Consider the following 13827-nt stretch of genomic DNA (forward strand, 5'->3'; position numbering starts at 1 on the left):
TTGCGCCGAGGGGAACGCGGGTGCGCTTCGGCCGTCTGATCGTCGACACGTCACCTCATCCCGGTATTGGAGATTGGTCCTTATGAAGACTCTCAGCCTTCTGACAGCGGTCAGCATCGCGGCGCTCGCCGCGGCTCCGTCGGTCGTCTCGGCACAGCAGAAGACGCTTTATGTCGCCGGCTATGGCGGCTCGTTCGAGAAGACGATCCGCGACGAGGTGATCCCGAATTTCGAGAAGGAGAACGGCGTCAAGGTCGAATACGTCGCCGGCAACTCGACCGATACACTGGCAAAACTCCAGGCGCAGAAGGGCAATCAGCAGATCGACGTCGCGATCGTCGACGACGGCCCGATGTATCAGGCGATCCAGCTCGGCTTCTGCGGCAAGCTCGACGGCTTGCCCGCCGACCTCTACGACGCAGCGCGCTTCAAGGACGATCGTGCTGTCGCGATCGGTCTGGTCGCGACGGGGTTGATGTACAACACCAAGGTGTTCGCCGAGAAAGGCTGGGCGCCGCCGACCTCGTGGAACGATCTGAAGGATCCGAAATACGCAAAGCAGCTCGTGATCCCGCCGATCAACAACACCTACGGCCTGGAGGCGCTGGTGATGCTCGCCAAGATGAACGGCGGCGGCGAGGCCAATGTCGATGTGGGTTTCAAGATCTTCAAGAACGACATCAATCCGAACGTGCTCGCCTATGAGCCGTCGCCGGGCAAGATGACCGAGCTGTTCCAGTCCGGCCAGGCCGTCATCGCGGTGTGGGGCACGGGGCGCGTGCAGAGCTTTGCCAACACCGGCTTCCCCGTCGACTTCGTCTATCCGAAGGAAGGCGCGGCGACCCTTCTGACCACCGCCTGTCCGATCGCCAAGTCCACTGCTTCGCCGCTCGCGGCGAGCTTCATCAAGATGCTGCTCGATCCAAAAATCCAGCTCGTGATGCTGAAGGATTATGGCTACGGTCCGGTGCTGAAATCGCTCGTCGTGCCGCCGGAGCTCGGCAAGATGGCGCCGATCGGCGAGCGTGCGGCAAAACTCTATAACCCCGACTGGACCGTCATCAACGAGAAGCGCGAGGAGTGGACCAAGCGGTGGAACCGCGAAGTCGAGCGCTAGAGCGATGGCCTTCCTCGAGCTCGATCGCGTCGGCAAGCAGTTCGGCTCGCAAACCGTCGTCGAGGATTTCAGCCTCGCGGTGGAGAGGGGCGAGTTCATCTCGTTCCTCGGTCCCTCCGGCTGCGGCAAGACCACGACGCTCCAGATGATCGCGGGATTCCTCGAGCCGTCGCGCGGCGCGATCCGGCTCGATGGGCGCGACCTGACCAAGGTGCATCCGGCAAAGCGCGGCCTCGGCATCGTGTTCCAGAGCTACGCGCTGTTTCCGCACATGACCGCTGCCGAAAACGTCGCCTTCGGTCTGGAGATGCGCGGCGTGAAGCGGGAAGACCGTGCCAAGCGCGTGAGCGCGGCACTCGTGATGGTCGGGCTTGCGGGTTTTGAGGAGCGTTATCCGCGGCGCATGTCGGGCGGCCAGCAGCAGCGCGTGGCGCTGGCGCGGGCGCTGGTAATCCAGCCGAGCGTCCTGCTGCTCGACGAGCCCTTGTCGAATCTCGATGCCAAGCTGCGCGAGGACATGCAGATCGAGCTGCGCCAGATCCAGCGCACCATCGGGACCACCACGATCCTCGTCACCCACGACCAGAACGAGGCGATGTCGCTGTCCGACCGCATCGTGGTGATGAGCCAGGGCAAGATCGAGCAGATCGGCACGCCGCAGCAGACCTATGAGCGGCCGGCTTCCGCCTTCGTCTCGCAGTTCCTCGGCAAAACCAACGATTTCGCCGCGACCATCGATCGGACGGCTCAGCCGGCCCGGCTGGTCGCGGGCTCCTGGCACGCGCCCGCGCCGGCGGGCGTGAGCGGTGCGGTGACGATCAGCCTCCGCCCGGAGCGGATCAGCTTCGCCGACGCTGGGCTTGCCGCGAAAATCATTACGCGAATTTTCCAGGGCAATCACTGGTTGTTCCAGTGCGAGACCGAATGCGGGCCGGCGATCGTGATCCGGCAGAATGACGGCACGCCGCAGCCGGCTGAAGGCGAGGCGGTCCGTCTCGCCTGGCGCGTGGAGGACATGAGCCTGCGCACGAGCGGAGGCGCCGCATGACCGCCGCCACCGACGCCTCGACGCAAGCCGCGTCCTCCGAGACGCGTGCGCCCTGGGCGCTGACGCTGCCCGCGCTGATGCTGTTCGTCGGCGTGCTGGTGATCCCGCTTCTCATGACTGTGATGCTCTCGTTCCACGACTGGGGCCAGTACAAGGGCATCGAGCCGGTCTTCATCCTCAAGAACTGGCAGGAGATCGCGAGCGATCCCTACTACGCCGAGATGTTCTGGCGGACCTTCCGAATAGCGCTCCTTGCGACCTTGATTACCGCTGTGCTCGGTGCGCCCGAGGCCTACATCCTCAACCGCATGAGCGGACGCTGGAAGGGCATCTTCCTGCTCCTGATTTTAGGTCCGCTCCTGATCTCGGTGGTGGCGCGCACGCTCGGCTGGGCGCTGCTGTTCGGCGGCAACAACGGTCTCGTCAACAAGCTGTTCATGTCGCTCGGCCTGATCCGCGCGCCCTTGCCCTTCATGTTCACCGAGACCGGCATGGTCGTTGCGCTCGCGCATGTGATGATGCCGTTCATGGTGTTGTCGGTCTGGGCCGCGCTGCAGCGCGTCGATCCCCAGATCGAGAATGCCGCGATGTCGCTTGGCGCCGGCGCCTTCACCATCATTCGCCGCATCATCCTGCCGCAGATTATACCCGGAGTGCTCTCGGGCGCGATCATCGTGTTCTCGCTGTCGGCGAGCGCATTTGCGACGCCGGCGATCATCGGCGGCCGCAGGCTCAAGGTCGCGGCGACGCTCGCCTATGACGAGTTTCTCAACACGCTGAACTGGCCGCTGGGTGCAGCCGTCGCGGTGCTGCTGCTGCTCGCGCTGGTGCTGATCGTCGTCGGCAGCAACGCGCTGATCGAGCGCCGCTATGCCGAGGTGTTCCGATGAGGACGAACGGCCCGCTCGCGCTCATTTTCCACGCGCTCTTCGTCGTCTTCATGCTGGCGCCGATCGTGGTGGTTTGCCTCGTCGCCTTTACGCCCGAGGGCTTTCTTTCGCTGCCGGTCAACGGCTTCTCGCTGCGCTGGTTCAGGACGATCGCGAGCTATCCGGAGTTCGTGCACGCGTTCTGGGTCAGCCTCGGGCTCGGCATGGTGTCCTCCTTCGTCGCATTGCTGTTTGCCGTGCCGGCGGCGCTTGCGATTGCGCGCTACAGATTTCCAGGCCGCGATGCGCTGGCAGCGCTGTTCCTGTCGCCGCTGATGATCCCGCATGTCGTGCTCGGCATCGCCTTCCTGCGCTTTTTCACCTCACTCGGGCTCGGCGGCACGTTTGCGGCGCTGCTGATCGCCCATGTCATCGTCGTGTTTCCCTTTGCGCTGCGCCTGACGCTGGCGGCCGCGACCGGCATGGACCGCTCGGTCGAGATGGCCGCGGTCTCGCTCGGCGCCGGCGGCTTCACGCTGTTTCGCCGCGTGACCCTGCCGCTGATCCTGCCCGGCGTGATCAGCGGCTGGGCGCTCGCCTTCATCCAGTCCTTCGACGATTTGACGATGACCGTCTTCCTGGCCGCACCCGGCACCGAAACGTTGCCGGTCAGGATGTTCCTCTATATCCAGGACAACATCGACCCGCTCGTGACATCCGTCTCGGCGAGCGTCATCGCAATCACCATGACTGCCCTCATCCTGCTCGACCGCTTCTACGGGCTCGACCGCGTGCTCGCGGGCAAGAGCGATCCCGGGCGATAGGAGAACGCATGCACAGGGACTATGACGTCGCCGTCGTCGGCGGCGGACTGCTCGGCTCCGCCATTGCCTGGGGGCTCGGACGGCTCGGCAAGAGCGTTGCCGTGCTCGACGAGGGCGACATCGCCAAGCGCGCCTCGCGCGCGAACTTTGCGCTGGTGTGGGTGCAGAGCAAGGGGCTCGGCATGCCGGCCTACACGGGCTGGACGGTGCGGGCATCGCAGGCCTGGCCAAGCCTCGCCGCCGAACTGAAGGACCAGACCGGCCTCGACGTCTGCCTCCAGCAGAACGGCGGCTTTCACCTCACGCTCGGCGAGGACGAGTACGAGCAGCGCACCCAGCTCGTCACGCGCATGCATAACCAGGTTGGCGCGGCCGACTACAGGATGGAGATGCTGAGTGCATCCGAGGTGAAGAAGATGCTGCCGCTGATCGGCCCGGAGGTGTCCGGCGGCAGCTTCTGTCCGTTCGACGGCCACGTCAATTCGCTGCGCACTTTTCGCGCGTTTCATACCGGCTTCAAGGCATTCGGCGTCGACTATTTCCCGGAGCGGCCGGTCTCGGCGATCACGAAGAGCAGCGGCGAATTCAGCCTGACGACGCCGCAGGGCGAAATCCGTGCCCACAAGATCGTGCTTGCCGCAGGCAATGCCAACCAGACGCTCGCGCCGATGGTCGGCCTCTTTGCGCCCATGGGGCCGACCCGTGGCCAGATCGTGGTGACTGAACGCACCATGCCATTCCTGCCGCATCCGCTGACCACGATCCGCCAGACCGACGAGGGCACGGTGATGATCGGCGACAGCAAGGAGGACGAGCTCGACGATCGCGCGCTGAAGCATTCGATCAGCGCCGTGATGGCGGATCGCGCGCAGCGCATGTTTCCGCATCTGTCGCGGCTCAACGTGGTCAGGAGCTGGGCCGGCATCCGCGTCATGCCGCAGGACGGCTTTCCGATCTATGACCAGTCGGAGACGCATCCCGGCGCCTTCGTCGCCTGCTGCCATTCCGGCGTGACGCTCGCCTCCAATCACGCCTTCGAGATTGCGCGCATGGTCACTGCCGGCGCGCTCGAGCCGGAGCTGGTCGGCGCGTTCTCGGCGCGCCGCTTCGGCGGCGAGGGCGCAGCGAACAACAGCGGCTACTAGCGACACCAGAGAAGGGGCCAAGAGGCATCCAATGTTCAGACGATCCGACCAGGACAGGCGTCCATCGTTGCAGATCTTCGTCGATGGCGTTGCCGTCGAGGCGCGCGAAGGCGACACCGTATCCGCCGCGCTGCTTGCCTCGGGGCGCGACGTGCGACGCGAGACCGCAGTGAGCGGCGCGCCGCGGCTGCCCTATTGCATGATGGGTGTGTGCTTCGACTGCCTCGTCACCATCGATGGTGTCGGCAATCGCCAGGGCTGCCTGGTGCCGGTTGCTGCGGGCATGCAGATCGAAATCCAGAAAGGCAAGAGGGAGATCGGCCGATGAACGCGGCTCCTCAGCGTGACGCCTACGACGTCGTCGTGATCGGGGCCGGGCCCGCGGGTCTTGCCGCAACGGCCACCGCGTCAGCAGCCGGCCTGTCGACCCTGCTGCTCGACGAGAACCCGGGCCCCGGCGGCCAGGTCTGGCGCGCGATCGCATCGACGCCCGTGACGGCGCGCGACCAGCTCGGCGCCGACTATTGGGCGGGCGCCGAGCTCGTCGGCGAGGTGCGCTCGAGCAAGGCCGAGATCATCCATCGCGCGACCGTCTGGAGTCTCGATCGTCATCTCGAGATCGGGATTTCCGTCGGCGGGGCATCCGCGTTCGTCAAGGCGCGGCGCGTGATCCTTGCGACCGGCGCGCTGGAGCGGCCGTTCCCGATTCCCGGCTGGACGCTGCCGGGCGTGATGACCGCGGGCGCCGCGCAGACCATGCTGAAATCATCGGCGCTGGTGCCTGACAGCCGCACGGTGATTGCCGGCCAGGGACCTCTGCTGTGGCTGCTCGCGGCGCAGATCCTGCGCCTCGGCGGCCGGATCGATCGCATTCTCGATACGACCGAACGCAAAAACTATCTTGCCGCACTGCCTCATGCCTTCGCCTTCGTGACGTCGGCTTACTTTACGAAGGGCCTTGCGATGATGCGCGAGGTAAAGGCCAAGGTGGAGGTGACGACCGGCGTCACCGAGCTTGCTGCGGCCGGCGAGGGGCGGCTCGCCAGCGTGAGCTATGTCGCGGGCAACCATCGCGAGACGATCCCTGCCGACCTTCTTCTCTTGCACCAGGGCGTCGTGCCCAACGTCAATCTCGCGATGGCGGCGGGCGTCGAGCATCGCTGGGATAACCTGCAACTCTGCTGGTCGCCGGTACTCGATGGCAATGGCGGCACGTCGGTTGAAGGAATTGCTATCGCAGGTGACGGCGCCGGCATCAGTGGCGCGAACGCCGCGGTGGTTCGCGGCCGCATTGCGGCGCGAGGCGCGGTCGAGGCGCTTGCGCCCGCGGCTGCCGCGAAGCTCTCGCCGATGGCGGCGCTGCATGCCGATCTCGCCAAGGCGGAGCGCGGCCGAGCCTTCCTCGATACGCTGTTCCGCCCTGCGCGCCAGTTTCGCATTCCCGCAGGCGACACCATCGTCTGCCGCTGCGAGGAGGTGACGGCCAGGGACATCGTCGATGCCGTCGCGATCGGCGCGACGGGGCCGAACCAGCTCAAGGCCTATCGCCGCACCGGCATGGGCCCGTGCCAGGGGCGTCTGTGCGGCCTCACCGTCACCGAGCTGATGGCCGAGGCGCGCGGCAAGACGGCGCAGGAGATCGGCTACTACCGGCTGCGCGCACCGGTGAAGCCGATCACGCTTGCCGAGCTCGCGGCGATGCCGAAGACGGAAGATGACATCAAGGCGGTGGTGAGGGGATGACCAAGCTTGCGGATGCCATCATCGTGGGTGGTGGCATCCACGGATGCTCGACGGCGCTGCACCTGACGCTCGCTGGCATGAAGCCGGTGCTGATCGAGAAGGACTACGCTGGCCGCCACGCCTCCGGCGTCAATGCCGGCGGCGTGCGCCAGCTCGCGCGGCACGTCGCCGAAATCCCGCTCTCGATCCGCTCGATGGGAATCTGGGAGCGGATAAACGAGCTGCTCGACGATGATTGCAGCTTTGAGAGTCACGGCCAGGTTCTGGTCGCGGAGAACGAGTCCGAGCTTGCGGCATGCCGCGCGCGCGTCGCCGAGCTGAACGCGCTCGGCTTCACCCATGAGGAGCTGATCGACGGAGCCGAGCTGCGGCGGCTGGTGCCTGCGGTCGCCGACACCTGTCCCGGCGGCGTGGTTTCGCGGCGTGATGGCGCGGCCAATCCTGCGCAGACGACGACGGCATTTCGCCGCAAGGCGGAGCAGCTCGGCGCCACCGTGCGCGAGGGCGTGGCCGCAAGCAATGTCCGCCGCGAGGAAGGGCTCTGGCGCGTCGATGTCGGCAGTGAGACCTATGCCGCACCCGTGCTGGTCAACGCCGCCGGCGCCTGGGCAGGGCGCATCGCCGCCGCGCTCGGCGAGCCGGTGCCGGTCGAGACCGTGGCGCCGATGCTGATGATCACCTCGCGCGTGCCGCATTTCATCGACCCCGTGGTGATCCTGCGTGGCCGCAAGCTGTCCTTCAAGCAGTTCAAGAACGGCACCGTGTTGATCGGCGGCGGCCATCTGGCGACGCCGGACCAGGACCGCAACGAGACGGTGCTGGACTGGCCGAGCCTCGCCATCAGCGCCCGCACCGTGTTCGAGCTGTTTCCGGTGATGCACGATGCCACCATCTTGCGCGCCTGGGCCGGCATCGAGGCGAAGACAAAGGACGATCTGCCCGTGCTGGGCCCGAGCGCGCACCACGCCGGGCTCTACCATCAGTTCGGCTTCTCGCTGCACGGCTTCCAGCTCGGCCCCGGCGCCGGCGCCGTCATGGCGGAGTTGATCGTGAACGGCGGCACCCAGACCCGGATCGGCGATCTCAGCATCGACCGCTTTCGTCCATCCAACTCCTGAGCAACACAAGAAGAGGATTTCATGACCATCATCCGCAGCATCCGCACGCCGATCATGCACCGCACCGTCGAGGCCAATGGCTTCGTCTTCGTCGGCGGCACGATCGCAGACGACACCAGCGTGTCGATGGGCGAGCAAACCCGCAACATCCTCGGCAAGATCGCCGGCTATCTGAAGGAAGCGGGCAGCGATGCCTCGCGCATCGTCAGCGCCTCGATCTTCGTGACCGACCTGTCGAAGAAGAAGGAGATGGACGCTGTCTGGACCGAGTTCTTCGGCGACAATCTGCCGGCGCGCGCGACCGTCGGCGTCGCCGATCTCGGCGGCAGCGCCCTCATCGAGGTCGTTGTCACCGCGCTCAAGGGCTGAGACTAAACCTCAGCCCATCATCTCCTTGACCATCGGGATCACCTTGCCGCCATAGAGTTCGATGCTGCGCATCAGCTTCTCATGGGGCAGGGGCCCGGCGGAGTATTTGAGCTGGAAGCGCGAGATGTCGAGCGCCTTCGCGGTCGCGGCGATCTTGCGCGCGACCGTCTCGGGCGAGCCGACATAGAGCGAGCCGTGATCGGCCTCCTGCACGAACTCGTCGCGGCCCATCGGCGGCCAGCCGCGCTCCTTGCCGATGCGGTCGCGCATGGTCTTGTAGTCGGCCCAGAGCTCCTCGCGCGCCTGCGCGTCGGTCTCGGCGACATAGCCGGGCGAGTGCACGCCGATCGGCTTCACCGCGCGGCCGAATTCCTTGTAGGCGCGGTGATAGAGCTCGACATAGGGTGCAAAGCGCTTGGGATCGCCGCCGATGATAGCGAGCATCAAGGGCAGATCGTAATGCGCGGCGCGCACCACCGATTCCGGGCTGCCGCCGACGCCGATCCAGGTCTTGAGCTGGCCGTGCTCGACCGACGGATAGACGAGCTGGTTCTTCAGCGGCGGACGCAGCTTGCCGTCCCAGGTCACCGGCTTCTGGGACAGAAGTGCGGCGAACAGGTCGAGTTTTTCCTCGAACAGTTCCTCGTAACGGCGCAGGTCGAAGCCGAACAGCGGGAAAGATTCCGTGAACGAGCCGCGCCCCAGGATCACCTCGGCGCGTCCGTTCGAGAGCGCATCCAGCGTCGCAAACCGCTGAAACACACGGATGGGGTCGTCCGAGGAGAGCACCGTCACGGCAGAGCCGAGATGGATGCGTTTGGTGCGGGCCGCGATCGCGGCGAGCACGATTTCCGGCGAGGAGATCGCAAAATCAGCCCGATGATGCTCGCCAAGGCCGATGAAGTCGATGCCGAGCTCATCCGCCAGCACCGCTTCCTCGACGACGTTCCGGATCACCTGCGCATGCGGCAGCGGCGTGCCGGAGGCGTCCTTGGTGACGTCGCCAAAGGTATCCAGTCCGAATTCGAGCGGTGCGGTCATTGATCAGGTCTCTGGGGAAGGCATCGCTGATTTAGACGGTGGTCCACGCTTCACAAGCTGCCTTTGGGAAAAGCTCGGTTTCCATTCTTGCATCCGAACGGCCGCCGAGGCTTTGCCTCACTCCGACTTCGCGAACATCCCGACCAGGGTCTCGCGCAGCCAGCGCTGCGCGGGCACGGTGTCGTTGCGCTGGTGCCAGAACAGGCTGACGATGCGCGGCGGCGCCTGGAGCGGAAGCGGTACGGCGTGCAGGAACGGCGCGTGCCGCGACTGTGAGCGCAGATCGCTCGGCAGCACGGCGATCAGGTTGGATTGGCGCACGATCTCGTAGGCGGCGCTGTAGTGATTGACGGTCGCAACCAGGTTGCGCGACAGGCCACGCGAGGCGAGGAAGAAATCGTAGGACGGCAGGGTCTTGCCGGCCAAACTCACATCGACATGCCCCGCGTTCAGGAAAGTGCGGGTGCTCAGCCGCTTCATGGCCGCAAGCGGATGACCGCGCCGCATGAAGCAGGCGTAGTCGACGGTCCACAGCGAGCGCGAGCGAATGGCGGCCGGCTGCTGCGCTTCGTTGACGTAGACGCTCAGCACGCAATCGACCCGGTTGTCCTCGAGTTGATCGGCGATCTCCAGGACGGTGTTGGGGACGGTGTGGACGCGCGCCTTGGGCGCGACCTCGCCGAGATGGTTCAAGAGGTTCGGCATGACGAGGGACGCGACGTAGTCCGACATCGACAGGGTGAACTCGGTCTGCGCGCGGCGCGGATCGAACACCTGCTCGTCGAGCGCGCCGCGCACGCTTTCCAGGGCTTCGCCGATCGGCTCCCACAGCACCACCGCGCGCTGGGTGGGACGGATGCCAGTGCCTGACCTCACGAACAGGGGATCGCCAAGTGCATCGCGCAGGCGCGCAAGCGCATTGCTCACCGCCGGCTGCGTCATCGTCAGCGCGTTCGCGGCGCGCGTGACGCTGCCCTCGGTCATCAAGGCCTCGAAGACTTTCAGGAGGTTGAGGTCGAGCGCGCGAAACGACACGGGAATACATTCACGATGGTGATATATCAGATCATGATTATAAATTATGACGATAATATCTCTTTGTCTATGATTTCTCCCAAGGGATAGGCGGAGCGCCGGGCCGCCCGACAGAGGGGGACTTTCATGTCAATGATATCGGCACGCATCGAGCGCCTTCCGTTCGCGCGCTTCCACACGCATCTCCTGCTGATGGGCGGGCTCGGCTACATGTTCGACGCGATGGACGCAGCCGTGCTGGCCTTCATCCTGCCGGTGCTGCGCACGGCCTGGAATCTGTCGAGCGTCGAGATCGGCGTGCTCGGCAGCAGCACCTATATCGGCTTCCTGTTCGGTGCCCTCTGTGCCGGCACGCTGGGCGACCTGATCGGCCGCCGCGCCGTGATGATGTCGGCGTTGGCGCTCTACTGTGCCGCATCGCTCGTCAGTGCGGCGGTGGATAGCTGGCCGTCCTTCTTCGCCGCCCGCATCGTTGCGGGCATGGGCACCGGTGCGGAGAGCGCGATCATCGCGCCTTACCTCGCCGAGTTCGTGGCGCGGCGCTTTCGCGGCAGCTTTACCGGCTCGCTGGCCGGCTTCTTCTCCTTCGGCTTCGTGGCGGCAGCCTTGCTCGGCTACTTCATCGTTCCGTCCTACGACAATGGCTGGCGCATCGTGCTTGTCATTACGGCCCTGCCGGTCGTCATGCTCTTGTGGTGGCGCCGGGCGCTGCCGGAATCGCCGCGCTGGCTCGAAAGCCAGGGCTGGGAGAAGGAAGCCGAAGCTGTCCTCGACAGGATCGAGGCTAGTTTCGTGCGCGAGGGCTACGTCCTGCCGCAGCCGGTGGTCGAAGCCGCCGCACCCGCGATAACGACGGGGACGCTGCTCGCCAATTTCGCAGCTCTGCTCGCAGGCCGCCAGGCGCGCATCACCATCATGACCTGGATCATGTGGCTCGCGATCACCTTCAGCTATTACTCATTCTTCGTCTGGATTCCGGGCCTCCTGGTCCAGAACGGCATGAGCATCACCAAGAGCTTCTCCTACTCGCTGGCGATCTATTGCGCGCAGGTGCCCGGCTATTTCAGCGCCGCCTGGTTCAACGAGCGGATCGGCCGGCAGGCGACGATCGCGTCTTACATGCTGCTTGGCGGCGCCAGCGCGCTCGGGCTCGCCTTCGCGCAGAGCGAGCAGCAGATCATGCTCGCCGGCATCTTCCTGTCCTTCTTCATGAACGGAACCTATGCCGGCGTCTATGCCTATACGGCCGAGGTGTTCCCGACGCCGGTCAGGACCACGGGCGCCGGGCTTGCCTCCGCGATCGGCCGCATCGGCGCGATCATCTCGCCGATTCTGGTCGGCTATCTCTATCCCAATTTCGGTTTCGCCGGCGTGTTCGGCATCACCACCATCGTGCTGCTGATCGGTGCCGTCACGGTCGTGCTGATGGGCGTGCCGACGCGCGGCCGTTCGCTGGAAGACATTGCGACGGGTGAAGTCGCATGACGCGGACCAAACGCCGTGCCGATCCGCTGCTCTGCACTGTCGCGGCTGCGCAGGGCAGGGCGGATCAGCCGGATGCACTGTTCGTGGCGTTGGACGGAGCCCTGAAGTCGGCGATCGGGCACAAGCTGTTCACGATCCTGACCTATGACGACGACACCGGGGAAGCGGCGCGGGTTTATTCCAATCTGCCGGGCCCATACCCCACGGGCGGACGCAAGCGCCTCGCGCCGGGGCCGTGGACTGAGGCGGTGCTCGACCGCGGCGAGGCCTATATCGGCCGCACCCAGGACGATCTGCGCACCGTGTTCTCCGACCATGAGCTGATTGCTTCGCTCGGCTGCGCGAGCGTGCTCAACATGCCCGTGCGCTGGCGCGGGCGCACGCTCGGCTCGCTCAACCTGCTGCACAAGGCGTGCTGGTACGGCGAGGACGACGTGGACGCCTGTCTCCCGTTTGCCCAGCTCGCATTGCCCGCGTTGCTCACACCGTCCTGACCAGACAGGAAATCGACATGTTCAGCATCCTCCTCAAGAACGCCGCTCTGCTCGATCCGCTCAAGCCGGACTTGCTGGAGGGGTATCACGTGCTGGTCGAGGACAGCCTGATCAAGGAGGTCTCGGACCGGCCGCTATCGGCCTCCGCGGACCGGACCATCGATCTGAAGGGCAAGACGCTGATGCCCGGCCTCATCGACCTGCACGTGCACGCGATCGCCGTCGAGCTCAACCTGGCGCAGCAGGTCCACATGCCGAACGTGCTGGTGACGCTGCGCTCGACGCTGCTGCTGCGCGGCATGCTGCGGCGGGGCTTTACGACGGTGCGCGATGCCGGCGGCGCCGGCCACGCGCTGAAGCAGGCGATCGAGACTGGGCTAACCGACGGACCGCGTCTGTTCGTCTCCGGCCGCGCCCTCAGCCAGACCGGCGGGCACGGGGACATGCGGGCGCGCTCGGATTATCTCGCCAGTGACGCACCCTGTCCCTGCTGCGTGCGCGTCGGCGCGCTGGCACGTGTCGCCGATGGTGTCGACGGCGTGCGCAAGGCGGCGCGCGAGGAGCTCCAGATGGGTGCCGACCAGATCAAGATCATGGCGTCCGGCGGCGTGGCCTCGCCGACCGATCCGGTCGGCGCCTTCGGCTATTCCGAGGACGAGATCCGCGCCATCGTCGAGGAGGCGCGGGGGAGGCAGACCTATGTGCTCGCGCACGCCTATACTGCCGCGGCAATCGAGCGGGCCGTTCGTTGCGGTGTGCGCACCATCGAGCACGGCAATCTCGTGGATGAGCCGACCGCGCGACTGATGGCCGAGAAGGGCGCCTATGTCGTTCCGACGCTCGTCACCTACGAGGCGCTGGCGAATGAGGGGGCGCAGTATGGCCTCCCGGCCGAGAGCGTCGCCAAGATCGCCGACGTGCGCGATGCCGGTCTGCGTTCGCTCGAGATCTATCGCAAGGCCGGTGTGAAGATGGGCTTTGGCAGCGATCTGCTTGGACCGTCGCAGCGCCTCCAGAGCGACGAATTCCGCATCCGAGCCGAAATTCTCGGCCCGCGCGAGGTGATCGCCAGCGCGACCGTGATCGGCGCCGAGGTGCTCGGCATGGAGGGCAAGCTCGGCCGGGTCACGCCTGAGGCTTTCGCGGACCTGCTGGTGGTCGAGGGCAATCCCTTGCGCGATGTTGCCTGCCTGCTCGGCCAGGGCGAGCACATTCCGCTGGTGATGAAGGCGGGCAAGATCCAGATCGACAGGCTGGGCGCGTAGCTGCGGCTAGCGCCGCTGTCGCTCGCATCAAGGCACGAATTTTTCTGCCATCGCCTCGGGGGCGCGCGCCTGGAGAACGCGGCGCTTCAACTGCTTGAGCTCCTTGATTTCGGCGACGATGGCCTCGACCGCGCGTTTCTGTTGCTGGCGCAGGGTGCGCTGGTCCTTGACGGGGAGGGGCCTCTTGCCCTTCGACGTCTGGATCACCTCGCGTGCGAGCTTCCGCAGCGTGTCGAGCTCCGCCTTGATCGCGTTCTTTCCTGCTATCGTCATC

15 protein-coding genes are annotated in these 13827 nt (G+C 65.8%); 12 read left to right on the forward strand and 3 right to left on the reverse strand.

The window, feature by feature from the left end:
• Positions 1 to 82 precede the first annotated feature (82 nt).
• The 9 genes from NLN62_RS35785 to NLN62_RS35825 are packed head-to-tail and all read left to right on the forward strand — an operon-like array spanning position 83 to position 8233.
• Positions 83 to 1117, forward strand: coding sequence for an ABC transporter substrate-binding protein (locus NLN62_RS35785; RefSeq protein WP_254111925.1), 1035 nt, complete (start codon positions 83 to 85; stop codon positions 1115 to 1117).
• A 4-nt stretch (positions 1118 to 1121) separates the two neighbouring features.
• Positions 1122 to 2165 (forward strand): ABC transporter ATP-binding protein, encoded by a 1044-nt coding sequence (locus NLN62_RS35790; RefSeq protein ID WP_254111926.1) that lies wholly within the window; start codon positions 1122 to 1124, stop codon positions 2163 to 2165.
• Positions 2162 to 3055 (forward strand): ABC transporter permease, encoded by an 894-nt coding sequence (locus NLN62_RS35795; protein ID WP_254111927.1) that lies wholly within the window; start codon positions 2162 to 2164, stop codon positions 3053 to 3055. The genes NLN62_RS35790 and NLN62_RS35795 overlap by 4 nt, the downstream gene beginning before the upstream one ends.
• Positions 3052 to 3858 carry an ABC transporter permease gene (locus NLN62_RS35800; RefSeq protein ID WP_254111928.1) on the forward strand — a complete coding sequence of 269 codons (807 nt, stop codon included), beginning with the start codon at positions 3052 to 3054 and terminating at the stop codon, positions 3856 to 3858. The genes NLN62_RS35795 and NLN62_RS35800 overlap by 4 nt, the downstream gene beginning before the upstream one ends.
• A gap of 8 nt (positions 3859 to 3866) precedes the next feature.
• The gene (locus NLN62_RS35805) at positions 3867 to 5003 is read left to right on the forward strand and encodes an FAD-binding oxidoreductase (protein ID WP_254111929.1); all 1137 of its coding nucleotides are present in this window, start codon (positions 3867 to 3869) and stop codon (positions 5001 to 5003) included.
• 31 nt (positions 5004 to 5034) lie between these two features.
• Positions 5035 to 5331, forward strand: a complete 297-nt coding sequence (locus NLN62_RS35810) for a (2Fe-2S)-binding protein (protein WP_254111930.1) — start codon at positions 5035 to 5037, stop codon at positions 5329 to 5331.
• Positions 5328 to 6746 carry an NAD(P)/FAD-dependent oxidoreductase gene (locus NLN62_RS35815; protein ID WP_254111931.1) on the forward strand — a complete coding sequence of 473 codons (1419 nt, stop codon included), beginning with the start codon at positions 5328 to 5330 and terminating at the stop codon, positions 6744 to 6746. Before NLN62_RS35810 ends, NLN62_RS35815 begins: the two co-directional genes overlap by 4 nt.
• Positions 6743 to 7864: an FAD-binding oxidoreductase gene (locus NLN62_RS35820; RefSeq protein ID WP_254111932.1), complete on the forward strand. Its 1122-nt coding sequence runs from the start codon at positions 6743 to 6745 to the stop codon at positions 7862 to 7864. Before NLN62_RS35815 ends, NLN62_RS35820 begins: the two co-directional genes overlap by 4 nt.
• 21 nt (positions 7865 to 7885) lie before the next feature.
• A complete protein-coding gene (locus tag NLN62_RS35825) occupies positions 7886 to 8233 on the forward strand; it encodes a RidA family protein (RefSeq protein ID WP_027525595.1) in 348 nt (115 codons plus the stop codon).
• Positions 8234 to 8242: 9 nt separating this feature from the next.
• Here NLN62_RS35825 and NLN62_RS35830 read toward each other — a convergent pair whose 3' ends face one another.
• Both NLN62_RS35830 and NLN62_RS35835 read right to left on the reverse strand, forming a co-directional pair.
• Entirely contained in the window at positions 8243 to 9274 is a 1032-nt protein-coding gene (locus NLN62_RS35830; protein ID WP_254111933.1) for an LLM class flavin-dependent oxidoreductase, read from the reverse strand.
• Positions 9275 to 9391: 117 nt separating this feature from the next.
• On the reverse strand, positions 9392 to 10315 hold the full coding sequence (locus NLN62_RS35835) for a LysR family transcriptional regulator (RefSeq protein ID WP_027525593.1): 924 nt from the start codon (positions 10313 to 10315) through the stop codon (positions 9392 to 9394).
• Between the two features lie 120 nt (positions 10316 to 10435).
• Between NLN62_RS35835 and NLN62_RS35840 the strand changes: the two genes are divergently transcribed.
• From NLN62_RS35840 to NLN62_RS35850, 3 genes are read left to right on the forward strand one after another with little or no spacing between them, the layout of a single operon-like run.
• Positions 10436 to 11794 carry an MFS transporter gene (locus NLN62_RS35840; RefSeq protein ID WP_254111934.1) on the forward strand — a complete coding sequence of 453 codons (1359 nt, stop codon included), beginning with the start codon at positions 10436 to 10438 and terminating at the stop codon, positions 11792 to 11794.
• Positions 11791 to 12288 (forward strand): GAF domain-containing protein, encoded by a 498-nt coding sequence (locus NLN62_RS35845; RefSeq protein ID WP_254111935.1) that lies wholly within the window; start codon positions 11791 to 11793, stop codon positions 12286 to 12288. The genes NLN62_RS35840 and NLN62_RS35845 overlap by 4 nt, the downstream gene beginning before the upstream one ends.
• Positions 12289 to 12305: 17 nt before the next feature.
• Positions 12306 to 13553 (forward strand): amidohydrolase family protein, encoded by a 1248-nt coding sequence (locus NLN62_RS35850; protein ID WP_254111936.1) that lies wholly within the window; start codon positions 12306 to 12308, stop codon positions 13551 to 13553.
• A gap of 27 nt (positions 13554 to 13580) precedes the next feature.
• Here NLN62_RS35850 and NLN62_RS35855 read toward each other — a convergent pair whose 3' ends face one another.
• Entirely contained in the window at positions 13581 to 13826 is a 246-nt protein-coding gene (locus tag NLN62_RS35855; RefSeq protein WP_156944567.1) for a hypothetical protein, read from the reverse strand.
• Between the last annotated feature and the right edge of the window lies 1 nt (position 13827).

The organism is Bradyrhizobium sp. CCGUVB23 (assembly GCF_024199885.1).
Taxonomy (GTDB): domain Bacteria; phylum Pseudomonadota; class Alphaproteobacteria; order Rhizobiales; family Xanthobacteraceae; genus Bradyrhizobium.

Bases quoted from the DNA above. Each gene is read 5' to 3' on its own strand.
- NLN62_RS35785 (WP_254111925.1), top strand. From the start codon at position 83: ATGAAGACTCTCAGCCTTCTGACAGCGGTCAGCATCGCGGCGCTCGCC.
- NLN62_RS35790 (WP_254111926.1), top strand. From the start codon at position 1,122: ATGGCCTTCCTCGAGCTCGATCGCGTCGGCAAGCAGTTCGGCTCGCAA.
- NLN62_RS35795 (WP_254111927.1), top strand. From the start codon at position 2,162: ATGACCGCCGCCACCGACGCCTCGACGCAAGCCGCGTCCTCCGAGACG.
- NLN62_RS35800 (WP_254111928.1), top strand. From the start codon at position 3,052: ATGAGGACGAACGGCCCGCTCGCGCTCATTTTCCACGCGCTCTTCGTC.
- NLN62_RS35805 (WP_254111929.1), top strand. From the start codon at position 3,867: ATGCACAGGGACTATGACGTCGCCGTCGTCGGCGGCGGACTGCTCGGC.
- NLN62_RS35810 (WP_254111930.1), top strand. From the start codon at position 5,035: ATGTTCAGACGATCCGACCAGGACAGGCGTCCATCGTTGCAGATCTTC.
- NLN62_RS35815 (WP_254111931.1), top strand. From the start codon at position 5,328: ATGAACGCGGCTCCTCAGCGTGACGCCTACGACGTCGTCGTGATCGGG.
- NLN62_RS35820 (WP_254111932.1), top strand. From the start codon at position 6,743: ATGACCAAGCTTGCGGATGCCATCATCGTGGGTGGTGGCATCCACGGA.
- NLN62_RS35825 (WP_027525595.1), top strand. From the start codon at position 7,886: ATGACCATCATCCGCAGCATCCGCACGCCGATCATGCACCGCACCGTC.
- NLN62_RS35830 (WP_254111933.1), bottom strand. From the start codon at position 9,274: ATGACCGCACCGCTCGAATTCGGACTGGATACCTTTGGCGACGTCACC.
- NLN62_RS35840 (WP_254111934.1), top strand. From the start codon at position 10,436: ATGTCAATGATATCGGCACGCATCGAGCGCCTTCCGTTCGCGCGCTTC.
- NLN62_RS35845 (WP_254111935.1), top strand. From the start codon at position 11,791: ATGACGCGGACCAAACGCCGTGCCGATCCGCTGCTCTGCACTGTCGCG.
- NLN62_RS35850 (WP_254111936.1), top strand. From the start codon at position 12,306: ATGTTCAGCATCCTCCTCAAGAACGCCGCTCTGCTCGATCCGCTCAAG.
- NLN62_RS35855 (WP_156944567.1), bottom strand. From the start codon at position 13,826: ATGACGATAGCAGGAAAGAACGCGATCAAGGCGGAGCTCGACACGCTG.